Genomic DNA, 23834 nt, shown 5'->3' with positions numbered 1-23834 from the left:
CATGCTGTATCATCTGCTATATCCGCTACATACGGAATTTTCGGTACTGTACATCTTCCGTTACATTACCTTCCGGACGATCTATGCCACCATCACCGCGCTGGTGATCGCCTTCATCCTTGGCCCCTGGCTGATCGACAAGCTGCAACGCCTGCAGATTGGCCAAAGCATCCGTAAGGTCGGGCCCGAGTCCCATTTCAAAAAAGAGGGGACGCCGACCATGGGCGGTACCCTGATTCTGCTGGCCATCGTCCTGCCGACCCTGCTTTGGGCCGATCTGACCAACATCTATGTCTGGGTGACGCTGCTGGTCACGGTCGGTTTTGGCGTTGTCGGCTTTATCGACGACTACCGCAAGGTCAAATACAAGAACAGCGATGGGCTTTCGGCCCGCAAGAAAATGTTCTGGTTGATGTTTATTTCGTTGCTGGCGGCCCTGGCTCTCTACTATTATCCGCCCTTTCAAACGACCCTGGCTTTCCCTTTCTTCAAGGGCGTTCGTCCCGAACTTGGCATTTTCTACATCCCCTTTGCTCTGCTCGTCGTGGTCGGGTCGGGAAATGCGGTGAACCTCACCGATGGACTCGATGGTCTCGCCATTGGCCCGATGATTATCGCCTCGGGCACCTATCTGCTCTTCGCCTATATGGCCGGTAACGCCCGGCTCGCGGAATACCTGCAGATCAGCAGCGTGCAGGGGGCCGGTGAACTCGCCGTGCTCTGTGGAGCGATGGTCGGAGCGGGGCTCGGTTTTCTCTGGTTCAACACCTATCCGGCCCAAGTCTTCATGGGGGATGTGGGCAGCCTTTCCCTTGGTGGGGCGCTGGGGATCATCGCGGTCATCACCAAGCAGGAGATCGTGCTGGTGATCGTCGGCGGTATTTTTGTGGTCGAGGCACTGTCGGTGATTTTTCAGGTGACCTCCTTTCGCCTCTACGGCAAGCGGATCTTTCGTATGGCCCCGATCCATCACCATTTCGAACTCAAGGGCTGGCCGGAACCGAAAATCATCGTGCGTTTCTGGATTATCAGCATCATTCTCGCCCTGGTCGCCCTTTCGACCCTGAAGCTGAGGTAATATGCGCCGCGATTACCGGGGAAAAAATGTAATTGTCGTGGGCGCCGGCCGTACTGGGCTGGCTCTATGCGCTTATTTTGCCCAGCGGGGTGCGGCGACGACCCTCTCCGACCGGCGGCGCGGCGAAGAGATCGAAGGACTCGAACTCCTGGCCGGGCTGCCGGTCGCTCTCGATCTGGGTGGACATAACGAAGCCCTTTTTTGTGCCGCCGATCTGGTGGTGGTCAGCCCTGGTGTGCCGTTGAGCGTCCCGGCGGTGGCGGCGGCGCGCGTCGCCGGCGTGCCGGTGCTGGGGGAAATCGAGATCGCCTTTGACGAATTTACCGCGCCCCTGGCGGCGATCACCGGCACCAACGGCAAGTCGACCACGACCACGGTCATGGGCGAGATCTTCCGGGCTTGGGGCAAGCGCACTTTTGTTGGTGGCAACCTCGGCACCCCGCTGATCGAAGCGGTGGATGAAGGCAACTGGGACTGGGGGGTGGCGGAACTTTCCTCCTTCCAGTTGGAGGCGATCGCTTCTTTCCGTCCTCGCTACGCCCTGCTCCTCAATTTGACCGAGGACCACCTTGATCGCTATCCCGACATGGCGAGCTATGTGGCGGCCAAGCTGCGTATTTTTGAAAACATGGGCGCTGACGATGTGGCGATTCTCAATGCCGAGGATCCTTTGGTGGTGGACGCCGTCCGCGACATCCGTCCACGCAAAGAGTGGTTTTCCTCGGCGCGGGTACTCGACGAGGGGATGGGTTTTGACGGCAGCCACATCGTCTGGCGGCGCGCCGGCGTGGAAACCCGCTTCCCCGTTTCCGAACTGCGCCTGAAGGGACTGCACAACGTGGAAAACGTCATGGCCGCGCTGCTGCCGCCGTTGCTTGAAGGCTGCCCCGCCGCCGTTGCCTGGGGCGCCGCGCGGGCCTTTGCCGGTCTGCCCCATCGTATGGTGGAGGTGCGAGTTCTCAACGGAGTCCCCTGGTACAACGATTCCAAGGGAACCAATGTCGGCAGTGTGCTGAAAAGCCTTTCCGGTCTTTCCGCGCCGGTAACCTTGATCGCCGGCGGCAAGGACAAAGGGGGGGATTACGGGGTGCTGGCCGATCTGATTCGCACGAAGGTCGCCCATCTTATTCTCATCGGTCAGGCGAGCGCGCGCATCGACCAGGCCCTCGGCAGTCTGACCCATACCCTGCGCGCCGCCTCCCTCGAAGAGGCGGTCGGTCTTGCACAGGATCTGACGCCGGCGGGGGGGGCGGTTCTTTTCTCACCGGGATGTTCCAGTTTCGATATGTTCAAAAACTATGAGGAGCGCGGCGACCGTTTCGCCTGCGCCGTCCTCGATCTGGCGGACTAGGGAAAGCGTATGGAGATCCGGAAAGGCTTCGATACGACGCTGTTGCTGCTGGCGGTGGTGCTCACCTGCTTCGGGGTGGTCATGGTCTACTCGGCCTCCTCGATCATGGCGGAAAAGCGCTACGCCGACGGTTTCTACTTTCTCAAGCGTCAAGGGATCTATGCCATCGCCGGCTTTGTGGTCATGACCGTGGCCATGCATTTCGACTATCGCAACTGGCGGCACCTGGCCGTGCCCTTCCTCTTCTTCTGCCTCTTTTTGCTGATTCTGGTGCTGATTCCCGGCATCGGCAACCAGGCCGGGGGGGCCTCACGCTGGATCCGGCTCGGCCCGATCTCCATCCAGCCCGCCGAGGTCGCCAAGCTCGGGCTGGTCATCTACATGGCCTATTCCCTGTCGAAGAAGAAAGATAAAGTCAAGAGCCTGACCAAGGGCTTTATCCCCTACATGATCGTCCTCGCCCTGCTGCTGGCGCTGCTGCTGCTGCAACCGGATTTGGGGAGCGCCCTGGCCATGGGGGCGGTGGCGATGATCATGCTGCTGGTCGCCGGGACCCGACTCACCTACCTGGTTTCCATCGCCATCATCGCCGCGCCCCTGCTCTACTACGCGGTGATGAACGTTGATTATCGGCGGCGGCGGATTCTGGCCTTTCTCAACCCTTGGGAAGATCCTTCCGATACCGGCTTCCAGATCATTCAGAGCTGGATCGCCTTCGGTTCCGGCGGATTTGGGGGGAACGGACTGGGGCAGAGCCACCAGAAACTCTTTTTTCTGCCCGAGGCGCATACCGATTTCATCTTCGCGGTGATCGGCGAGGAACTCGGTTATGCCGGAGTCTTCGTCGTGGCCGCCATGTTCCTGGTGCTGATTGTGCGGGGGATGCGCGCTTCCTTGCTCGCGCCCGACGATTTCGGCCGGTTTCTCGCTTTCGGCATGACCTTGCTGCTCGGTCTGCAAGCCTTTGTCAATATCGCCGTCGTCATGGGGATGGTGCCGACCAAAGGGATGGCGCTCCCCTTTCTCTCCTACGGCGGTACCAGCCTGCTGACGACGCTTTTAGCGGTAGGCATTCTCCTCAACATCTCCAGCCATGCCCCCGGGGAGGTCCGATGAAACTGCTCTTGGCCGGTGGCGGCACCGGTGGCCATCTCTTTCCCGCCGTGGCCTTGGCACAACGGCTGCTGGCGAACGAGGCCGACGCCGAGGTCCTTTTCGTCGGCACCGCCCAGGGGATCGAAGCGAGGATTCTGCCCGAGCTGGGGCTGCCTTTGGCTACGATCAAGATCGGCGGCCTCGTTGGCAAGGGGCTGCTGCGGCAACTGGCGATGGGGCCGCGGCTGCTGACGAGCGTCTGGCAATCCCGGCAGATACTTAAAAAATTCCGTCCGGACGTGGTCGTCGGGGTCGGTGGCTATGCCTCGGGGCCGGTCCTTCTCGCCGCCAAACTCTTGGGACTGCCGACTCTGATCCATGAGCAGAACGCCGCACTGGGACTGACGAATCGTCTTCTTGGTCGCTGGGTCGACCGGGTCTGTCTCTCCTTCGATGAGACCCACTGTCCCCTTTCACCCGGACGCATGGTGGTGACCGGCAATCCTTTGCGCCTGGGCATGGATAACTGCCCGCCGCTGCCCAACGGTGAACCCCACCTGCTCGTCTTCGGCGGCAGTCGCGGGGCGCGGGCGATCAATCAGGCGGTGGTGGCCATGCTCCCCCATCTGGAACGCTTCAACGGTCGCCTGCGGATTCTCCATCAGACCGGCAGTGAGGATCTGGAGGCGGTGCGCGCGGGCTACCTGCAAGCGGGATGGGATGCCGCCGGGGTGGTGCCCTTCATCGACGATATGCTCGCGGCCTATGCCCAAAGCCACTTGGTCCTTTGTCGGGCTGGGGCGACGACCCTGGCGGAACTGACCGCCTGCGGTCGCCCGGCGATCCTGATTCCCTATCCCCATGCCGCCGCCGACCATCAGACCGCCAACGCCCAGGCCCTGGCGGCGCGGGGGGCAGCGCTGATGCTGCCGCAAAGCGAAATGACCCCGGAAGTCCTGGCGCACCTGGTGGGGGATCTGCTGGAAAACCGCGAGCGGCTGCTCGATATGGCCGGATCGGCCTGGGCCCTGGGCAAAAAAGGCGCCGCCGAACGCATCCTGGAAGAATGCCGAGCGATCAGACGCTGAGTGGTTCGGAAAAGACGAAGATGGATTTAACCAATCACTAATCACCCATCACAGGTTTTGATATGTACGGAAAAATTCGCACCATTCACTTCGTCGGTATCGGCGGCATCGGCATGAGCGGCATCGCCGAGGTCCTGCTCAATCTCGGCTACCAGGTCTCCGGTTCGGACCTGCGCGAGTCGGACATCACCCGCCGACTCACCTCCCTGGGCGGGCGCATCGCCTATGGCCATCTGCCGGAAAATATCGGCGAGGCCGACGTGGTGGTGACCTCGACGGCGGTCAAGGCCGACAACCCCGAGGTCCTCGAAGCCCAGCGCCGGCTGATTCCCGTCATCCCCCGGGCCGAGATGCTGGCCGAGCTGATGCGCATGAAGTACGGCATCGCTGTGGCCGGCACCCATGGCAAGACCACCACCACCAGCATGGTGGCGACGGTTCTCTCCCACGGCGGTATCGACCCGACCGCGGTGATCGGCGGCAAGCTCGATTCCCTCGGTTCCAACGCCAAGCTTGGTCAGGGCAAGTTCCTGGTGGCCGAGGCCGACGAGTCGGACGGGTCCTTTCTGCACCTGTCGCCGACCATCGCCGTCGTCACCAACATCGACGCCGATCATCTCGACTATTACAGCGGCCTGGACGAGATCAAGGACATCTTCGTCGATTTCATCAACAAGGTGCCATTTTACGGACTGGCGGTCCTTTGTCTTGACGATGCCAACATCCAGGAGATCATCCCCCGGGTGAAAAAGCGTTTCACCACCTACGGGCTGCAAAACCAGGCCGACTATCAGGCGATCAACATCGTCCATGAGGCCGGCGGCACCGCTTTTGACGTGGTTAAACGGGGTGAGTCCCTGGGCCGGATCTCCTTCCGCATGCCGGGCCGGCATAACGTTCTCAACGCCCTCTCGGTGGTGGCCGTGGCCATGGAGCTGGGGCTGGACTTTGCCGTCATCAGCGAAGGTTTCAAGGATTTCGGCGGCGTGCAGCGGCGCTTCCAGATCAAGTACGATCAGGATGTCATGGTCGTCGACGACTACGGTCATCATCCGACGGAGATCAAGGCGACCTTGGCGGCCGCCCGTGCTGGCTGGCAACGGCGGGTGGTGGCGGTCTTCCAGCCGCATCGCTACAGCCGCACCAAGTTTCTGATGGAAGACTTCGCCACCGCCTTCTACCAGTGCGATTACCTTCTTGTCACCGACATCTATGCGGCGGGTGAGGCACCGATCGAAGGGGTGAGTGCCGAGCTGCTGGCCCAGAAAGTGGCCGGACACGGCCATAAAAATGCCCATTACGTCGGCGATCGCGATCTGCTTACAGCGCATCTGATGGCGGCGGTTCAACCCGGGGATATTGTCATCACCCTCGGTGCCGGGGATGTCTGGAAGGTCGGGGAAAGCCTGATCCGACTGCTCAAGGATCGCTAGTGGAATGATCGACGTGCTCTTCGAGCAACTTCAGCGCGAGCTGCGCGGGCGGGTTCTGCGGGACGAGCCGATGAGCCGGCATACCACCTGGCGGGTGGGCGGGCCGGCCGATCTCTTCATCGAACCGGCCGACGGCGAGGATCTTGGTGAAACCCTGCGAATTCTAGCCGCTGCCCGCTGCCCCTGGCTGACGGTCGGCGCGGGGAGCAATCTGCTGGTGAAAGACGGCGGCATTCGGGGTGCGGTTCTCCATCCGACCCGGCTGCGCCGGCTCGAAATCAGCGATGACGGCCGGGTGACGGCCGGGGCGGGCTTGCCGCTGATGACCCTGATCCGCGCCGCTGTCGAGCGCGGAATGGCCGGGCTGGAAGGGCTGGCGGGGATTCCCGGCACGGTCGGCGGCGGGGTCGTCATGAACGCCGGGGCTGGTGGTCAGCAGCTGGCTGACGTGGTCGAAGGGGCGACCCTGGTCGGGCCGGAAGGGCCGGAAGTCTGGAGCCGGGACCGATTGGCTTTCGGCTACCGCTCTTCGGCGGTGGGCGCGGGGCAGATCATCAGCGAAGCGCGACTACGCCTGCACCCGGGCGATCCCCGAGCGCTCGCCGCGGCCTTTGCCGGGCGCCTGGCCGAGCGGGCGGCGGCCCAACGGGTCGGCGGAGCGAATGCCGGCTCGGTCTTCAAGAATCCCCCCGGGGCCTCCGCCTGGCGACTGATCGACGCCGCCGGGATGCGCGGCGCCGTCGAAGGTGGAGCGCAGGTCGCCGAGCGGCACAGCAATTTTATCGTCACCACAAAAACCGCTTGCGCCGGGGATATCTTGCGGCTGATCGAACGGATTCGCGACCAGGTCCGCAGACAAAGCGGCATCGAGTTGGAAACGGAAGTCAAAATTGTCGGCGAGGATCGCTGAGCGACCGAAAGTGAACCGGCATGGATAAGGAAAAATTATGACCCGCGAGGAACTTCAGGAAAAGACCATCGGTGTACTCATGGGCGGACTCTCGGCCGAACGGGAGGTCTCGTTGCGTACCGGCAAGGCGGTATTGAACGCCCTTTTGGAGTCCGGTTACCTGGCGGTGGCCATCGATGCCGGGCGCGATCTGCCCGCGCGCCTGGCGCAGGAGCGCATCGAGGTTGCCTTTATCGCCCTGCACGGGCGTTTTGGCGAGGACGGCACAGTGCAGGGCCTGCTTGAGATGCTCGGCATTCCCTACACCGGCAGCGGGGTCCTGGCGTCGAGTGTCGCCATGGATAAGGTGACGACCAAGAAACTGCTGCGCTATCACCAGTTGCCGACCCCCGATTTTTGCACTTACCGGCGCGGTGAGGATCTGGAACTGCTGCTCAACGGCTGCCACAACTTCCCGCTGGTGGTGAAGCCCGCCCGCGAAGGCTCGACCATCGGCATCAGCATCGTCCGCGACCGCGACGAATTGGCTGCCGGCATCGCCGCCGCCCTCCGGCACGACGAACTGATCCTGATCGAGGAGTTCATCGCCGGCGCTGAAGTCACCGTGGGGGTGTTGGCCGGCGAGGCTCTGCCCATTATCCAGGTCGTGCCCAAAGGTGGATTTTACGACTATCACGCCAAATACACGGTGGGACAGACCGAATACCTGCTCCCCGCTCCCCTCGACGGCGCTCTGCAAGCCCGCTTGCAAGAGGCGGCGGTCGCCGCCTACCGGGCGATTGGCTGCGAAGGGGCGGCGCGCATCGACTTCATGGTTCGGGAAGAGCAAGGGGAGTTTTTCTGCCTGGAAGTCAACACCATCCCCGGCATGACCGAAACCAGCCTCTTGCCGAAAGCGGCACGGCACGCCGACATCTCCTTTGGCGAACTTGTCCAGCGCATCCTTGACGGAGCGCGGGTCGGGAAGTCCTGACGGAGAGCGGGAACCTATGCGCGATTTCAAGCCAGCGAAGAATGCCAAGGTCAAGAGCAACCGGAGGCTCAAGCCGAAGCGGCCGCCTCGGCCTCCCCGCGACTGGGCCGGTCTCTTTCGCAAGATTTTTTATGTCACGGCAGCGACGGTCAGCCTGGTGCTGATTGTTGCTGGCGGCGGACTGATGGCTAAATCGCTCTTCGATTCCCGCTATTTCAAGGTGAGCGAGGTTCGCGTCGAGAACGAATCCCGGGTGACCGCAGAGGAGATCGCCGCCCTTTCCGATGTGCGCCTCGGGCACAACATCTTTGAGCTCGACCTTCCCCGCATCGGTCGGAAGATCGAGGAGAACCCTTGGGTCAAGAGCGCCGAAGTACGGCGGCTCTTCCCGCGAACGGTGGTCATCAAGGTCGAGGAACGCAGCCCGAAAGCGGTCATCAATCTCGACTATCTCTATTATGTCGATGGCGACGGCGAGATTTTCAAAGTTCTCGAAGCCGACGACAGCCTCGACTTCCCCGTCATCACCGGCCTGGAGCGCAAGGACCTGCTGGAGAAACCGGAAGAGGCGCAAAGCAGTCTGAAGGAGATGGTGGGGTTGGTCGGGGAACTGACGGGCAGACGGATTTTCGGACTGCAGGATGTTTCGGAAATTCACCTTGACCAAACAGGGGAAATCGTTTTGTATACCTGTGCCGGCGGGGTGCCGGTACGCATGGGCGACGGAAACTACGGCGCCAAGCTGGATCACCTGGAACGCATTTACGCGGAACTCAAGCCGCGCTTGCGGGCTCTCAAATATATCGATCTGAACGTCATCGACCGGATTGTTGTCAAAGTGGAAACCGGGATCACCCGCAAGGGTTAGCATCCAGGGGGAAGGGAGTGATATGAGCAGCAGAAGAGGAGACAATTTGATTGTCGGTCTTGACATCGGCACCACCAAGATCTGTGCGATCATCGGTAATCTGACCGAGGACGGCCTGGATATTGTCGGTATCGGCACCAGCCCGTCGAAGGGGTTGCGCAAAGGGATGGTGATCAACATCGACAGCACCGTCGAGGCGATCCAGAAGTCGATTCGCGAGGCCGAACTGATGGCCGGCTGTGAAATTAAGTCGGTCTTCGCCGGCATCGCCGGCGGGCACATCAAAGGCTTCAATTCCCAGGGGGTGATCGCCATCAAGAACCGCGAGGTGACGAGCGACGACGTGCGTCGGGTCATCGATGCGGCCAAGGCTATTGCCATCCCCATGGACCGCGAGGTGATTCACATCCTCCCCCAGGAATTCATCATCGATGACCAGGACGGGATCAAGGAACCGCTCGGTATGAGCGGGGTCCGGCTGGAAGCCAAGGTGCACATTGTCACCGGCGCCATCGCCAGCGCCCAGAATATCGTCAAAAGCTGCCAACGGGCCGGTTGCGACGTGGCCGACATCGTCCTGGAGCAGCTCGCTTCGGCCGAAGCGGTCTTGTCAGCGGACGAAAAAGAGCTGGGTGTGGCGATGATCGACATCGGCGGCGGCACCACCGATATCGCCATCTTCGTCGACGGCGCCATCAAGCATACCGCCGTCCTTTCCCTGGGCGGCAACCATTTGACCAACGACATCGCCGTCGGCTTGCGCACCCCGGTCGGTGAGGCCGAGAAGATCAAGCAGCAGTACGGCTGTTGCCTGACCTCCATGGTCGGCAAGGACGAAACGATCGAAGTCCCTTCCGTCGGCGGGCGCGAGCCGCGCATCCTCTCCCGACAGCTGCTGGCGGAGATCCTCGAACCTCGGGTCGAGGAGATCTTTACCCTGGTCAACCGCGAAATCGTGCGGAGTGGGTTCTCTGATCTCATCGCCTCGGGCGTGGTTATCACCGGCGGCACCTGCATCCTGCCGGGCATGCCCGAACTGGCCGAGCAGGTCTTCAATCTGCCGGTACGTCGTGGCCTGCCCCGGGACATTGGCGGGCTCTCCGACGTGGTCAATTCTCCGGTCTACGCTACCGGCGTGGGCCTGGTGAGATACGGCAGCAAGAACCTGCAGACCAAGAATTTCAGCATCGGTCAGGAGAATGTTTTCGACAAGGTTTTCCGGCGGATGAAAGAGTGGTTCGGAGAGTTTTTTTAAGGCAATCAACATTCGGAATATGTTAGGATGCCAACCGATTGGACGCCGCCGCGAAGAGTGGCGCCCGAGCATAGCGAACGGAGGGTTTCATGTTCGAATTTGACGAAAAAATAGATCAGACCGCGCGGATTAAAGTGATTGGCGTTGGCGGTGGTGGCGGCAACGCCGTCAATACCATGATCACCTCAAAGATTGACGGGGTCGAATTTTATAGTGCTAATACCGATGCCCAGGCCCTGCGTGTCAGCCGTGCGCCGATAAAGATTCAACTCGGCGGCAAACTGACCAAGGGACTCGGCGCCGGCGCCAACCCCGAGATGGGGCGGGAAGCCGCTCTGGAGGATCGGACGCGGCTGGCCGAGCTTCTGGAGGGGGCCGATATGGTCTTCATCGCCGCCGGTCTCGGTGGCGGCACCGGCACCGGCGCCGCGCCGGTCATCGCCGAGGTGGCGAAGGAACTGGGCGCCCTGACTGTCGGCGTGGTGACCAAGCCGTTCAGCCGGGAAGGGCGTCAGCGCCTGAAAAAAGCCGAGGATGGCGTCGAGGCGTTGAAGAAGGTGGTCGACTCGTTGATCGTCATCCCCAATGACCGTCTGCTCGGCTTGGCCGGCAAAAATATGAGCATCCTCGATGCCTTCAAGCCTTCGGACGATGTGCTGCGCCAGGCGGTGCAGGGCATCTCCGACCTGATCACCACCAGCGGTTTGATCAACGTCGACTTTGCCGACGTCAAGGCGATCATGAGCGAGCGCGGCATGGCGATGATGGGTATCGGCATGGCCGAAGGGGAAAAGCGCGCTTCCGAGGCCGCTCATCAGGCGATCAGCAGCCCGCTTCTCGAAGATATCGACATCTCTGGCGCCAAAGGGGTGCTGGTAAACATTTCCGGCTCTTCCAACATGACCATGGAAGAGTTCGAAGAAGCCTCCCGCATCATCCATGAAAAGGTCCATGAAGACGCCAACATCATCGTCGGTCTGGTCATCGACGAGGATCTCGGCGACCGGCTGAAGATTACCGCCATCGCCACCGGTTTCGGCGCCTCCTTCGACAAGGCGCGCAAGCCGGGCGATTTCATGGGGCGTACGATTGTTCCCCCGGGCAAGAACGAGCACGACGTTCCGACCTTCCTGCGCGACCGGGCTCCCCGCGAGCCGGCCCGAGGCGTGATGCGCGCTCCGATGAGCGAAGAGCAGGAATATGACATCCCGACCTTCCTCCGCCGCCGGGTCGACTGATCCGCGCGGCCCGAGGGCTTGTTTCGGTGCCTGGCTTGGTACGATGCCGGCTGGCCGGCGGAATGAAAGCAACAGATGATTCACTCGACACGGGGGCCGCGGAGCGCGGTCCCCGTCTCTATTTCAGACGGCCGAATGCCGGATCGTGGAGCCCATGTCCCGTAAGCTGATCGACCAGGCCCGGAAGCTGCTGGCCGGGGAATCGGGGAGCCAGGTCAAACCCTGGGGGGGGCGGCTGACCGTCGCCCTGGTTTTTCCCAACACCTATCATCAGGGGATGAGCAACCTCGGTTTTCTCACCGTCTATCATCTGCTCAACCAGCGGGAGGATGTGCTCTGCGAGCGTTTCTTCCTGCCCGACGCCGAAGCCCTGGCGGAACATCGCAAGACCGGCTATCCCCTCTTTTCCCTCGAATCGGGACATCCTCTCACCGATTTCGACCTCATCGCCTTTTCCATCTCCTTCGAAAACGACTATCTGAACCTGCCGATTATTTTTGAACTGGCCCGGCTCCCCCTGTGGCGCGCTGATCGGGGCGACTCCTACCCGCTGCTCCTGGCCGGCGGGGTCTGCGCCTTTCTCAATCCCGAACCCCTGGCGGAGATCATGGATTTTTTCGCCGTCGGCGAGGGGGAAGTAATGCTGCCGGAGTTGGTCGCGACGCTCAAAGCCGGGAGCGAGCTGACGCGTCCTGAGTTGCTGGACCGTTTGGCCGGCACTCCCGGTATTTACGTCCCTTCCCTGTACGAATGCGAATGGGCCGCAGACGGCACGCTCCAGGGTTGGCTCCGGCAGCCGGTGGTCCCTGCGCGGGTGGCGCGCCAATGGGTGCGGGATCTGGATCGCAGTGCCAGCCGCTCCTTCGTCCTGACCGAGGCGACGGAATTCTCCGACATGGCCCTGACCGAGATTTCCCGGGGCTGCGGTCGAGGGTGCCGCTTCTGCGCCGCCGGTTACATCTACCTGCCCCCCCGGGAGCGTTCTCTCGATGTGCTGCTGGCGCAGGTCGATCTTGGTCTTTGTGAACGGGAGAAGGTCGGGCTGGTCGGTGCGGCGGTCTCCGACTACTCGCGCATCGCCGAACTCGATCAGGCGATTCTCGATCGGGGGGGCAAGGTCTCGGTGGCAAGCCTGCGCATCGATTCCCTGACGCCCGAGGAGGTCGCGGCGCTCAAGACCTCCGGCCACCGCACCCTGGCACTGGCGCCCGAGGCGGGAAGCCAGCGCATGCGCGATACCATCAACAAGGGTCTGACCCGCGAGCAGATTCTCGCTGCCGTCCGGCTGCTCGGCGCGGGGGGGATCCTCAACCTCAAGCTCTATTTCCTGGTCGGATTGCCCGGCGAGACGGACGGGGATATCGACGAAATGCTCGATCTGCTCGCGGAGATTCGCGGCATCTGGGTTGAGGAAGGAAAAAAGCAGGGGCGTCTCGGCACCCTGACGATCTCGGTCAATCCCTTCATCCCCAAACCCTTTACCCCCTTTCAATGGGCGGGGATGGCTCCCGAAAAGCGGCTCAAGGGGATTTTTCAGAGACTGCGCGCGGCGGTGGGGCGCATGGCCAATACGGACATCATTTTCGAATCGGCCCGCAGCGCGGCGTTGCAGGCGCTCCTTGCGCGCGGCGACCGTCGGGTCGGGCGTCTGCTTCCTTTGCTTGCCGCGGGGCAGAATCTCAAGGCCGCCTGCCGTCAGCAAGGGCTCGATCCCGATTTCTACGTCAGTCGCGAGCGCGGCGCTGATGAAGTCTTCCCCTGGGAGATCATCGAGAGCGGCGTGCGTCGGGATTTTCTCTACCGCGAATACCAGGCGGCCCTAACCCATGCGCGCTCCCGGCGCTGCTTTGATGGCTGTGTGGATTGCGGGGTCTGCCGGGAAAAATGAATTATTTTCCGGGTTGACGGTTGACAAATTGGGCAAAGGACGGTAAAAGAAGACAAAAAAGATCATAATTATCCCAGGAGGAATTGACATGACTCAGAAAAAGACCGGCGTAATTACCTTTAAAGGCAACCCCATGACCCTGCTCGGCCCCGAGCTCAAGATCGGTGCCGCCGCTCCCGAATTCAAGGTCGTCGATAACGGCCTGCAGCCGGTGACCCTGGCCGACAGCCAGGGGCAGGTGCGAGTGATTACCGTAGTCCCTTCTCTTGATACCCCGGTGTGCGATACCATGACCCGCAAGTTCAACGAGGAAGCGGCCAAGCTCCCCGAGAACGTCGTCGTTTACACCGTCAGCCTCGATCTCCCCTTTGCCCAGAAGCGTTGGTGCGGCAATGCCGGGATCGAGAAGGTGAAGACCCTCTCCGATTACCAGGAGCGGTCCTTTGGCCTCAACTACGGCCTGCTTATCGACGAACTCAAGCTGCTCGCCCGGGCGGTCCTGGTCATTGATCAGAAGGGGACGATCGCCTATCAGGAAATCGTCAAGGAAGTGACCGCCGAGCCCGACTACACTGCGGCGTTGGCGGCGGCCCGCGCCCTGCTCTAGGCGAGCGGAGCGCTTCTTCAGGAACAAACGGGGAAGGCCGCGCGGTCTTCCCCGTTTTGCGTGAGTCCTTCAAGGATGGACTTGGCCGGTCCTTTCGCGCTATGCTCGGCCGATTGCCGATCCCCTGGACAAAGGTGAATCATGAACGTCGAACAGATGAAAATCGTGCTCAAGGAAATCCTCGTCAAAACCAGCCTCACCCCCTGCGTCGTCGGCCATCGCGGGGTGGGGAAGACGGCGGGGATCATTCAGGTCTGCCGGGAAATCGGCCGCCGCTATACCTCGCTGCGCCTCGGTCAGATGGAGGTCGGCGATCTGGTCGGCATCCCCTACCGGCAGGCAGAGGTGATGCACTGGTCCCGCCCCAGCTGGTGGCCAACTTCCGAGGCTCCCGAGACCGTCATCCATTGCGACGAGCTCAACCGCGCCCAGCAGGAGGATACCTTGCAGGCGATTTTCCAGTTCGTCGAGCCCCCCTCGGAAGGGCAGTGTCGCGCCCTCCACACCCACCAGCTCGATCCCAAGCACAAGGTGGTGGTGTCGATCAATCCCCCCGACGGTACCTATCAGGTGGCGACCCTCGACCGCGCTCTGCTCGACCGCATGGTTATGCTCTACGTGGAAACCGATTACGCTTGCTGGGCCCGCTACGCCAAGTCCCGGGAGCTGGACAGCGGCGTGCAGCAGTTTCTCGCCGGCCATCCCCAACTGCTGGCCAAACAGGGCAGCTCGTTGGATATGCAGATGGAGCCGACGGAGCGGGCCTGGGAGATGGTAAGTACCCTGCGCCAGAGCTGTCGTTTCCCCGCCGAACTGGAGATGGAAGTCTACGCCGGGATCGTCGGGAAAGAGGCGGCGATCATGTTTCTGCGCTGGTGCGCCGATCAGCAGGCCCGCCCGGTGCTCGCCCGGGAGGTGTTGGATCACTGGCAGGAGGTCGCTCCGCGCGTTCGGAAACAGCGGGACGATGCCCAGGCGGTGACGATGAACGATCTCATCACCAGTCTCGAAGTCGAGCCGGGGCTTTCGTCGAGTCAGGAGGAGAATCTGGTCGCCTATATCGCTATCCTTCCCCGCGACATGCGTTTCGCCCTGGTCAAGTCCCTGGTCAAAAACCCACCGGTGGCCGCTGTGCTGGTGCAGGACAAATACGATGCGGTCATTCTCGACGCCATCAGCGAAATCAGCCGGGAAGCCTCTTGAGCGCGTGAGGAGTGAGGAGTGAGGAGTGAGGAGTGAGGAGTGAGGAGTGAGGAGTGAGGAGTGAGGAGTGAGGAGTGAGGAGTGAAGGGTTGCGGGGCCTGGAAAATGCCCTGGTGCGGCTGCTCAAGAGCCATCCTTTTTACGGCCATTTTCTCATCGGCTTTCGCCGGCGCGAGACGGCCGACGGCACCGCGTTGGGGGTGACGATCGCCAACGGCACGCCGGTGCTCTGCGTCAATCCGGCGCGGCTGGCCGATTTCTCCCCGGAGGAACAGCGGGCGCTGCTCGAACACCTGATCAAGCATGTCCTCCATCTGCATATGGCGCGGCGCAAGGGGCGCCACCTTTACGACTGGGACATCGCCTGCGATCTCGCCATCAATCCGACCATCGAGGATCTGCCCCTCCAGGCCGCTTTTCCCTGGAAGCTCAAGCTCGAAGAAGGCCTGGCGGCGGAGGAATACTATCGATTGCTCACCCGGCGCTTCGATCCCGGGAACCTCGAAGGACAGGGACTGGGGGATGCCTCCGTCGACGCCGGCCAGGGGAGCGGCGAGGGGGAGGACGCGCCTTTGCCTGAAACTGCGGCGGAGCTGTCCACCATCGACGATCACGAGATCTGGGCCGAGGCGGACAGCACTCCCGAGGCGCTGGCCGAGGAAATGGTCCGCAGTCTGACCCGGGAAGCCTATCGCAAGAGCGGCGGCGAAGTGCCGGGCGATCTGCGCCCGCTGGTCGAGGGGCTGCTGGCGCCGTCGCCAATCCCCTGGAAAGAGGTGCTGCGCCAGTTCGTCGCCGCCGCCGGCCGGGTCGGACGCCGCTCTACCTGGAAGCGCGAGCACCGGCGTTTCGTCCACGAGACCCCGGGCATCCGCAAGCGGCAACGGCTGAATCTGCTCATCGGTGTCGATGTCAGCGACTCGACCAATCAGAAGGATATGCGCGAAACCTTTGCCCGGGAACTGGTCCAGATCGCCCGGGGGCGGGAAAGCCGTCTGACCGTCCTCTATGCCGGCAGCCGTATCCAGCGCATTGACAGCTTTCGCGGGGCGCCCGAAGTGGTGGAAGTCTTCGAGGGCGGGGGCTTCACCGACCTGCGTCCGGTCTTCGACTACGCCCGCACCATGCAGCCGCGCCCGGCGGCGGTCATTTACCTCACCGATGGCATCGGCCCGGCGCCGGAACAGATGGACTATCCGACCCTCTGGGTGCTGACCCGCGAGGGTGAAAAACCGGTGGAATGGGGCGTCGAGCTGCGGCTCGATGTCTGATTCCCGCTCCAGAATTCTTTTTATTCACGCTCTTCGCACTTACAGGAAGCCCTATGAAAAAAACCTTTCAAATGAGCCACCCGAAGATCAAGGTTCCTCGTCTGGTCGAAGCCATCAAGCATGAAGTCAAAAAATACATCCAACGAGAGCGGAGAAAACCCCTCCCCCCGGGAGTCGATTTCTGGGATTTTGATTGCCGCTTTGGCGCCAATGAAGCCAGTGCCGAGGTGATTCACATCTCCGCCATCAACAAGTCCATTTCCGAGGCCGAAGCCAAAGAACTCCCCTCTTTTTATCTTGAAGTTCTGGCCAAGCCCGGTCATCGCAGCAAGAAACCAAAGGACGGGCAGGTCATCGAGGAAGAGGATTCAGCCGGTCAGGACCAAGAGCGAGACGAGTAGGAAACGGGGCCTTGGGCCGCTGGTGGGGGATCTTTGAGCAAACAGCCGCTGTTGTTGTTAGAGGAAAGGATATCCCTGGATCTGCCCCTCTGCCAGGAATGCGCCGGGCGTTGCTGCCAGGGCAGTCCCGGTATCTGGGTCGACCCAGGGCGGTTTTTTGCGCTTTTTTTTGCCGCGCAACGGTTGACGCTGGATCAACTGCGCGGTCGTCTGCCTGAATTGGGGTTGGTGCTCTGGGAGAACTCGGGGGTGCCGGTTCCCGCCCCCCGGTCGTTGGCCACTGGCTGCGCGTTTCAAGGCTCCGACGGTTGTGGCTTCTCGGTCGCCGAGCGGCCTTGCCAGTGCCTGGCACTGATCCCGTTGATAGCGACCCTTGCTCAACCCCAGGGTTGTCTCTGCCGGGTGCCCGAAGCTTTCAGTCGGAAGGCGGCGAGACGGAACTGGCAGGATTATTGGCAAACGGTCTGATCCATCCCAGCGAAGGGCTTGCGACTGATCTGGAAACGTCTGTCGAGTTAAGGAAGGTTCCCATGCCCGCCGAACCATCGCTTCACCACTGCCTGCAACAGAACTTCGGTTTTTCCACCTTTCGCCCCGGGCAGGAGGCGGTCATCGACTGCCTGCTGGCCGGGCGCTCGGCCCTGGCGATCTTTCCCACCGGCGGCGGCAAGAGTCTGTGCTACCAACTGCCGGCCCTACTCCTCGACGGGTTGACCCTAGTCATTTCGCCGTTGATCGCCTTGATGAAGGATCAGGTCGACGCCCTGCAGGCTCGCGGCATCGCCGCCGCCCGCCTTGACTCAAGTATCAGCGCGGCCGAGGTGCAATCGATCTACCGCCAGCTCGAAGCCGGCAGCCTGAAGCTGCTCTACATCGCCCCGGAGCGGTTGGCCAACGAGCGCTTTCTGCACCGCCTGCGCGGCAGCACCATCGACCTGCTGGCCATCGACGAGGCCCACTGCATTTCCGAATGGGGGCACAACTTTCGCCCCGAATATATGAAGATCGCCCGCCTCGCCCAGGAGATCGGCGTCGGTCGGGTGCTGGCTCTGACCGCCACCGCCACCCCTGGGGTGGCTGCCGACATTCGCCGCGCCTTCGCCATCGCCGACGGCGACGAAATCCGTACCTCTTTTCACCGCCCCAACCTGCATCTCAGCGTGACCCCTTGCCCGGCCCCGCAGCGCCGCGCCCTGCTGCTGCAACGGCTGCGCGAACAGGGGGGCGGGGCGACCATCGTCTACGTCACCTTGCAGCGCACCGCCGAAGCGGTGGCGAAGTTTCTGGAGGCGGAGGGGATCGCCGCCAAGGCCTACCACGCTGGGATGCAGAACGAGGTGCGCGGGGCGGTGCAGGACGCCTTCATGGCTGGAACCCTGCAGGTGGTGGTAGCGACCATCGCCTTCGGCATGGGGATCGACAAGGCCGATATTCGCGCCGTCTACCACTACAACCTCCCCAAGACCCTGGAAAACTACATGCAGGAGATCGGCCGCGCCGGCCGCGACGGTCGCGACTCCCGCTGCGAGATTCTGGCCTGCGCCGATGACTTGACCGTGCTGGCCAATTTCAGCTACGGCGATACCCCCACCCCCGAGGCCCTGCGGCAATTGGTGGAACAGCTGCTGCGCCAGGGCGAGGTTTTCGATGTCTCCCTTTACGATCTCTCAGGGGAGTTCGACATCCGCCCGCTGGTGATCGCCACCGTCTTCACCTACCTGGAACTGCAAGGGGTGCTGCGCTCAACCGGGCCCTTCTACGACGGCTACAAGATCCGGTTCAACCGGCCGCAAGAAGAGATCCTGGCCGGCTTCGACCCGCAGCGTGTCGCCTTCCTGCAGGCCCTCTTCGCCACTGCAAAAAAGGGGCGGCTCTGGTATCAGCTGATGCCCGGCGAGAGCGCGGCGGCCTTGAACGAGCCGCGCCGGCGGATCACCGCCGCCATCAACTACCTGGAGGAGCAAGGGGAGATCCAGGTACAGGTCACCGGCCTGCGCCACGGCTACCGCCGAGAACGGCAGGAGGCTGATCCTGAAACCCTCATCGCCGGCCTGCAAGAGACCTTCGCCAAACGGGAAATCCAGGACATCGCCCGACTGCGCGAGGTGCTCGCCTACGCCGAGCAGCGCCGCTGCCTGACCAGCCACCTGCTCAACTATTTCGGCGAGGCGATCGATGCCGACTGCGGCGACTGCAGTCGCTGCCGCAGCGGACAAGGAGCGCGCCTCTCCCGCACCGCTCCCCTCGAGCCGGGCCCCGCCGAAGCCGCCATCGCCCGCCGGGTACAGGACGAAGGCCATGCGCCCCTCTCCCATCCCCGCCAACTTGCCCGCTTTCTCTGCGGCATCACCAGCCCCGCTGCCAACCGCGCCCGCCTCGGCCGCCACAGCGATTTCGGTGCTCTGGAGCAGTTTCCTTTTCGCAAGGTGATGGATCTGGTTTCCCCTGGACCCGATTGACCAAATTCCCGGTCGAAAAGCAGCAGAGACGCGGGGCCAGGTCTAGCCCTGCCAGAGGCCAAGCGAGACCAGATGAAAACATTGGTCAATGCGAAAAAGGTTCAAGGAGGCAGGCTTTTCAATTCTCGAATTCGCTTTTTCGCTGCAGCCCAAGTTTCTCCTTTTCTGTCGGTACTCTCTTGACATATAGAAAAAATTTCTATAATTCTGATTATGACGACAAAATATCGCTTTTCAAATTTCAGGATCACCTTGCGGGCGAAAGATCATAATCCTCCCCATGTTCACCTTATGGGGCCTGATTTTGAAGCGGTAATAAGTCTTATGACGCTCGCGGTCATGGATGGTTCCGCGCCGACAAAGGTGTTGCGTCATGCCCTGAAATGGATTGCGGACAACAGAGAGGAGTTGATGGAACAATGGCACGCGCTACACGGATAACACGTCCGAGATTGACGGCTGTAACACCTGTGTCCGACTATGCTCTCGAAGTGTGCTTTGCCGACGGGTCCGGCGGCATTGTGAGCCTTAAGGACTCCGTCTTTTCTTTGCCCGGTCTTGCCCCGCTTCGCGATCCGGAGGCTTTTTCCGCCGCCGTTTTAGGAGAATACGGGTGGGAAGCCGAGTGGCCTCGGTTTGACATTCAGATTGGCGCCGACACGCTCTTCGCGGATATGCTCGATCAGCATTCGCAAACTCCGGCGGATCGTTTCACCGCTTGGAGAATCCGAAATGGCCTGTCTCTGGCGGCCGCCGGTCGTGAGCTCGGCGTCACCGTCCGCACGGTAAGCGCCTATGGTTCCGGTGCTCGCCCGATTCCGCGCACGGTCGAACTTGCATGTATTGGCTGGGAAGAAGAACAACGAAGGAAATCCGCTTGAAAGGTTAACGGTTCCGATTTCAATGGAGCGCAGCGCGGGATGGATTGCGCCGGCGGGTACCCTCTGAAGGGGGTTGGCTTTGACAAGGTCGCTTTGATCTGCTTCGATGATTTGCACATGGAGGTTTCATTATGAATCAACCCAAGCCGATGACCGAGGAAACGGTGCGGCGGATGCTGGAAGAGGCGGGGGCGCGGGTCGCTTCCCGAGGGGGGCGTACCGAGAGTTACGGGGCGCCGCGGGAATTCACCTTTGAAGTCAAAGGCGCTTTCGCCAACGGGCTGATGCTGCATGTGGTTGCCCGCCAGTTCAATTATCGCGAGGCTTGGGAGGAGCAGGGGCGGGTCAACGATCAGGTCGATGTTTCCCTGCTGCGGGACGGGCGTTTTTCGACCCTGCCCAAGGGGCATGCCTACTTTCAGGGGCGGGACAGCGAGGAAGGACTCGACGAAGCGGCGCTCGCCGCGCTTATTGCCTGCGTTCGCGACCTCAATCCGAAGATTTTCCTGCTGCAGAAACTGACAGGGGACCTGTAACGGTCCCCTTTTGGGTGGTGAATGGTTGGCGGGCGGCGCGCCGCCGTCAATCGATGTGGTGCAACTCGTCGTGGACTTTTTCGGCGTTGCCGGTGTTCAGTTCCATCAGGCGGATGAGGTGGCCGAAACTTTCCGGATCGCTCTCGGTGAAGCGCAGACCGACCACGCTCTCAAAGGCGTGCACGACTTCACCCGCGAATTCCAGGACCAGATCCTCGGAGAGGGGCAACTTGAGTCGGCAGTGGCTGTTCAGCTCGGGGCTGTCGGGGGCGTCGAGCAGGATTTTGGCGCCGTTCAGGGAAATGTCGTGCAAAGCCCCTTTGTAGGTCTGGTCCTGGGCTGAAAGGCTGACGATGGCGCCAAAGGGAATGCGGCCGAACCTACGTTTTTCCTGCATGAACATCTCCTTTCGGGTTCATAGGCTAAGGGTTTATACTGAAGGTAACCTATCTTCCCTCATGGACTCCAGCTATTTTGTCCGTCTTTGTTCTTGGTCGTGAGGACCCCGTCCCGGCTCGATGCTCCTGTCGAGATTTTGGCGTACGCGAGCGGGCACATCATCGCAACATATCAGGAGGTACCCTATGGGCTCGTGGAAGAAACTGCTGCAATTGCTTGAAGATCCCGCCGTCGTGGGCGAACTGCCGGAGACCCTTCTTCCCGCACTGCGCGCCGTTGCCGCGCAGCCGGAGAAATATTCCCGACAAGAGGAACTGGTCGACAAACTCGTCGGTCAACTCGTCTCTTTCGACCTTTACGCCGGGGTCGGCTGCTTCTGCGAGAGCGCCAGCGCCGCCGATATTCAGAGAACTCTGCAAGAACTGGACCCGTCGCTGTAATCCGCCCTTGACATTGTTTGACTTTATTTATTATAAACGCTTTAAATACTTTACCGGGAGGTGGCAAATGAAAAAGTTTTTGGCGATGGCGGCGGTACTGGGCATGATCTGTCTCTTGGCGGGGAACTCCCTGGCGACCCCTGACCGGGCGGAAAAGACCGGCAAGACCTGTGGTGAGTGTCATTCTCATGTCGGGAAACCCCTGGGCAAGTAAGCGAAAATCCCGAACGCTTCTTCGCGAAATACTAAAAAGAAAGGCGCCCCAAGCGGAGCGCCTTTCTTTTTGGTTCAATCCTGGAAAGTCTTAGTTCCCGGGAACTTCGTTCAAGGATATGCCGAGGGCGTCGGCGACCCCTTTGCCGTAGGCCGGATCGGCTTTCAGGCAGTTGCCGATGTGGCGGATCTTGATCTCTTTCGGGGCATCGCCCAGGGCCCGGGCGGTATTGCCAAACAAGGCTTCCTGTTGGGCCGGACTCATCAGCCGGAAGAGATTCCCGGGCTGGCTGTAATAATCGTCATTGTCTTCTCGGTGGTTCCAATGAGCGGCGGCGCCGGAGAGTTCCAGCGGCGGTTCGGCGAATTCCGGCTGCTCCTGCCATTCGCCGTAGCCGTTCGGCTCGTAGCCGAGAGTGCTGCCATGGTTTCCGTCGACGCGCATGGCGCCGTCGCGGTGGTAGCTGTGGAAGGGGCAGCGCGGCTGGTTCACCGGAATCAGGTGATGGTTGACGCCGAGGCGGTAGCGCTGGGCGTCGCCGTAGGAAAAGAGCCGCCCCTGCAGCATCTTGTCCGGCGAGAAGCCGATGCCGGGGACGATGTTGGCGGGATTGAAGGCGGCCTGCTCGACTTCGGCAAAGTAGTTGTCGGGGTTGCGGTTGAGTTCGAGCACACCGACGTCGATCGTCGGATAGTCGCCGTGGGGCCAGACCTTGGAAAGATCGAAGGGATTGAAGGGGCAGCTCTTCGCCTGCTCATCGGTCATCACCTGGATCTGCATCTTCCAGCGGGGGAAATCCCCCTTTTCAATGCTCTCGTAGAGGTCGCGCTGATTGCTTTCCCGATCCTTGCCGATGATCGCCTCGGCCTCGGCGTCAGTTAGAGTCTGGATGCCCTGCTCGGTCTTGAAGTGGAACTTCACCCAGATCCGCTCGTTTTTGGCGTTGAGCAGGCTGTAGGTATGGCTGCCGTAGCCGTTCATGTGCCGGTAGGAGCGGGGGATGCCACGGTCGCTCATGGTGATGGTGACCTGGTGCAGGGCCTCGGGGAGCAGGGTCCAGAAATCCCAGTTGTTCTTGGCGCTGCGCAGGTTGGTGCGCGGGTCGCGCTTGACCACGTGATTGAGGTCGGGGAATTTCTTCGGGTCCTTGAGGAAGAAGACCGGGGTGTTATTGCCGACCAGATCCCAGTTTCCCTCCTCGGTGTAGAACTTCATGGCGAAGCCGCGAATGTCCCGCTCGGCGTCCGCCGCGCCGCGCTCGCCGGCGACGGTGGAGAAGCGCACGAAGAGCTCGGTCTTCTTCCCGATCTCGGAAAAAATCTTCGCCCGGGTGTATTGGGTGATGTTGTGGGTGACGGTGAAGGTACCGAAGGCACCCGAGCCCTTGGCATGCATGCGCCGCTCGGGAATGACCTCGCGGTCGAACTGAGCGAGTTTTTCCAGGAACCAGACGTCCTGCAAGAGGGCCGGTCCGCGCGGTCCAGCGGTCATGATGTTCTGGTTGTCGACGACGGGGGCACCGGCATTGGTGGTGAGTTTTTTCTTGGACATTTTTCCTCCTTGAAAGGGACGGTTGCGGCCCAGGGGCCAAGGTCACAACGACGAGATTCTCGAACGATTCGAGAGGACGACAGGCTTTTGCTGATATTTACAAGTTAGTAATTATTCCTGATAATGAAGAAAAAAATTTACTTTTCCTCCCCCTCCAGACAGTTGCGGCAGATGCCGTGAATCACCACATTTTTCAGATCGATCCGTCCCCACTCTGAAATTTCTTGCGGCAACGCCGCCGAGTCGATGTCCGGCCACTGAAAATCCGCGATCTTCCCGCATTTCCGGCAGATCAAATGGTGATGGCGGCGGCTCGTCGCCTCGAAGCGCGCCTGGCTTTCCAGGGTTTCGACCCGGTTGATCAGCCCCTGTTCGGCGAGGGTCGCCAGGGTGCGGTAGACCGTATCCAGGGAGAGTGTCGGAATGCGCTTGCGTAGGCGCTGATGCAAGGTTTCCGCCGAGGGGTGATCGCAGGCCGCCACCAGTTCCCGATAAATCTCCAGACGCTGGTGGGTGAGGCGCAGACCGGCGGCTTTCAGGGCCTCTTCTAGGGCGGCCAGTATTTCTCCGGGGATGTTCACTGTGCCAGGCATAATCGTTTTCCTGATCTGTCACGAATTGTTATTTGATAAGAAAAATAACTAAAAAGAATTATATGTCAAGTGCAGCACCCATTGTTTACTTCTTTTGCGGGC

At 61.3% G+C, this 23834-nt stretch carries 25 protein-coding genes; 22 read left to right on the top strand and 3 right to left on the bottom strand.

The window, feature by feature from the left end; genetic code table 11:
• Position 1: 1 nt before the first annotated feature.
• From mraY to BQ4888_RS04575, 20 genes are all read left to right on the top strand, one after another.
• Positions 2–1078: a phospho-N-acetylmuramoyl-pentapeptide-transferase gene (gene mraY / locus BQ4888_RS04670; RefSeq protein WP_092054272.1), complete on the top strand. Its 1077-nt coding sequence runs from the start codon at positions 2–4 to the stop codon at positions 1076–1078.
• Position 1079: 1 nt separating this feature from the next.
• Entirely contained in the window at positions 1080–2429 is a 1350-nt protein-coding gene (gene murD, locus BQ4888_RS04665) for a UDP-N-acetylmuramoyl-L-alanine--D-glutamate ligase (protein WP_092054270.1), read from the top strand.
• Between the two features lie 9 nt (positions 2430–2438).
• The gene (gene ftsW, locus BQ4888_RS04660) at positions 2439–3545 is read left to right on the top strand and encodes a putative lipid II flippase FtsW (protein WP_092054268.1); all 1107 of its coding nucleotides are present in this window, start codon (positions 2439–2441) and stop codon (positions 3543–3545) included.
• Positions 3542–4612, top strand: coding sequence for an undecaprenyldiphospho-muramoylpentapeptide beta-N-acetylglucosaminyltransferase (gene murG, locus BQ4888_RS04655; RefSeq protein WP_092054266.1), 1071 nt, complete (start codon positions 3542–3544; stop codon positions 4610–4612). The genes ftsW and murG overlap by 4 nt, the downstream gene beginning before the upstream one ends.
• Positions 4613–4674: 62 nt before the next feature.
• Positions 4675–6045 carry a UDP-N-acetylmuramate--L-alanine ligase gene (murC, locus tag BQ4888_RS04650; protein ID WP_092054264.1) on the top strand — a complete coding sequence of 457 codons (1371 nt, stop codon included), beginning with the start codon at positions 4675–4677 and terminating at the stop codon, positions 6043–6045.
• 4 nt (positions 6046–6049) lie between these two features.
• A complete protein-coding gene (murB, locus tag BQ4888_RS04645) occupies positions 6050–6955 on the top strand; it encodes a UDP-N-acetylmuramate dehydrogenase (protein WP_092054261.1) in 906 nt (301 codons plus the stop codon).
• Positions 6956–6992: 37 nt separating this feature from the next.
• Complete coding sequence (locus BQ4888_RS04640; protein WP_092054259.1) at positions 6993–7928, top strand: D-alanine--D-alanine ligase; 936 nt, start codon at positions 6993–6995, stop codon at positions 7926–7928.
• Between the two features lie 16 nt (positions 7929–7944).
• Complete coding sequence (locus BQ4888_RS04635; RefSeq protein WP_092054257.1) at positions 7945–8796, top strand: cell division protein FtsQ/DivIB; 852 nt, start codon at positions 7945–7947, stop codon at positions 8794–8796.
• A 22-nt stretch (positions 8797–8818) separates the two neighbouring features.
• Complete coding sequence (gene ftsA / locus BQ4888_RS04630; protein ID WP_092054255.1) at positions 8819–10051, top strand: cell division protein FtsA; 1233 nt, start codon at positions 8819–8821, stop codon at positions 10049–10051.
• 89 nt (positions 10052–10140) lie between these two features.
• Positions 10141–11289 (top strand): cell division protein FtsZ, encoded by a 1149-nt coding sequence (ftsZ, locus tag BQ4888_RS04625; RefSeq protein WP_092054253.1) that lies wholly within the window; start codon positions 10141–10143, stop codon positions 11287–11289.
• A 154-nt stretch (positions 11290–11443) separates the two neighbouring features.
• A complete protein-coding gene (locus BQ4888_RS04620) occupies positions 11444–13177 on the top strand; it encodes a radical SAM protein (protein ID WP_092054251.1) in 1734 nt (577 codons plus the stop codon).
• Positions 13178–13265: 88 nt separating this feature from the next.
• A complete protein-coding gene (gene tpx, locus BQ4888_RS04615; protein ID WP_092054250.1) occupies positions 13266–13784 on the top strand; it encodes a thiol peroxidase in 519 nt (172 codons plus the stop codon).
• A 141-nt stretch (positions 13785–13925) separates the two neighbouring features.
• A complete protein-coding gene (locus BQ4888_RS04610; protein WP_092054248.1) occupies positions 13926–14987 on the top strand; it encodes a hypothetical protein in 1062 nt (353 codons plus the stop codon).
• A 74-nt stretch (positions 14988–15061) separates the two neighbouring features.
• Positions 15062–16258, top strand: coding sequence for a vWA domain-containing protein (locus BQ4888_RS04605; RefSeq protein ID WP_240746404.1), 1197 nt, complete (start codon positions 15062–15064; stop codon positions 16256–16258).
• Between the two features lie 53 nt (positions 16259–16311).
• A complete protein-coding gene (locus BQ4888_RS04600) occupies positions 16312–16659 on the top strand; it encodes a DUF6172 family protein (protein ID WP_092054244.1) in 348 nt (115 codons plus the stop codon).
• 33 nt (positions 16660–16692) lie between these two features.
• Entirely contained in the window at positions 16693–17127 is a 435-nt protein-coding gene (locus tag BQ4888_RS04595; RefSeq protein ID WP_240746402.1) for a hypothetical protein, read from the top strand.
• A 62-nt stretch (positions 17128–17189) separates the two neighbouring features.
• Entirely contained in the window at positions 17190–19118 is a 1929-nt protein-coding gene (locus BQ4888_RS04590) for a RecQ family ATP-dependent DNA helicase (protein WP_092054241.1), read from the top strand.
• Positions 19119–19331: 213 nt separating this feature from the next.
• On the top strand, positions 19332–19559 hold the full coding sequence (locus BQ4888_RS17950; RefSeq protein WP_092054240.1) for a DUF4160 domain-containing protein: 228 nt from the start codon (positions 19332–19334) through the stop codon (positions 19557–19559).
• Positions 19502–19999 (top strand): DUF2442 domain-containing protein, encoded by a 498-nt coding sequence (locus tag BQ4888_RS04580; RefSeq protein WP_420841976.1) that lies wholly within the window; start codon positions 19502–19504, stop codon positions 19997–19999. The genes BQ4888_RS17950 and BQ4888_RS04580 overlap by 58 nt, the downstream gene beginning before the upstream one ends.
• Positions 20000–20130: 131 nt before the next feature.
• Complete coding sequence (locus tag BQ4888_RS04575; protein ID WP_092054237.1) at positions 20131–20535, top strand: hypothetical protein; 405 nt, start codon at positions 20131–20133, stop codon at positions 20533–20535.
• A gap of 46 nt (positions 20536–20581) precedes the next feature.
• Here the strand turns inward: BQ4888_RS04575 and BQ4888_RS04570 are convergent, their stop codons facing one another.
• A complete protein-coding gene (locus BQ4888_RS04570) occupies positions 20582–20932 on the bottom strand; it encodes a PilZ domain-containing protein (RefSeq protein ID WP_170232954.1) in 351 nt (116 codons plus the stop codon).
• Positions 20933–21119: 187 nt separating this feature from the next.
• On the opposite strand from BQ4888_RS04570, the gene BQ4888_RS04565 reads away from it, so the two are divergent.
• Together BQ4888_RS04565 and BQ4888_RS17490 are read left to right on the top strand one after the other, a co-directional pair.
• On the top strand, positions 21120–21374 hold the full coding sequence (locus BQ4888_RS04565) for a GSU3529 family protein (RefSeq protein ID WP_092054233.1): 255 nt from the start codon (positions 21120–21122) through the stop codon (positions 21372–21374).
• A gap of 67 nt (positions 21375–21441) precedes the next feature.
• Positions 21442–21588: a hypothetical protein gene (locus tag BQ4888_RS17490; protein ID WP_170232953.1), complete on the top strand. Its 147-nt coding sequence runs from the start codon at positions 21442–21444 to the stop codon at positions 21586–21588.
• A gap of 90 nt (positions 21589–21678) precedes the next feature.
• Here the strand turns inward: BQ4888_RS17490 and BQ4888_RS04560 are convergent, their stop codons facing one another.
• Together BQ4888_RS04560 and BQ4888_RS04555 are read right to left on the bottom strand one after the other, a co-directional pair.
• Complete coding sequence (locus tag BQ4888_RS04560) at positions 21679–23139, bottom strand: catalase (protein WP_092054230.1); 1461 nt, start codon at positions 23137–23139, stop codon at positions 21679–21681.
• Positions 23140–23276: 137 nt separating this feature from the next.
• On the bottom strand, positions 23277–23732 hold the full coding sequence (locus BQ4888_RS04555) for a Fur family transcriptional regulator (protein WP_092054229.1): 456 nt from the start codon (positions 23730–23732) through the stop codon (positions 23277–23279).
• Positions 23733–23834 lie beyond the last annotated feature (102 nt).

The sequence above is a fragment of the Desulfuromonas acetexigens genome (assembly GCF_900111775.1).
GTDB classification, from domain to species: domain Bacteria; phylum Desulfobacterota; class Desulfuromonadia; order Desulfuromonadales; family Trichloromonadaceae; genus Trichloromonas; species Trichloromonas acetexigens.
The sequence above is the reverse complement of the archived record's forward strand: the minus strand, read 5'-3'. Positions and strand labels throughout refer to the sequence as shown.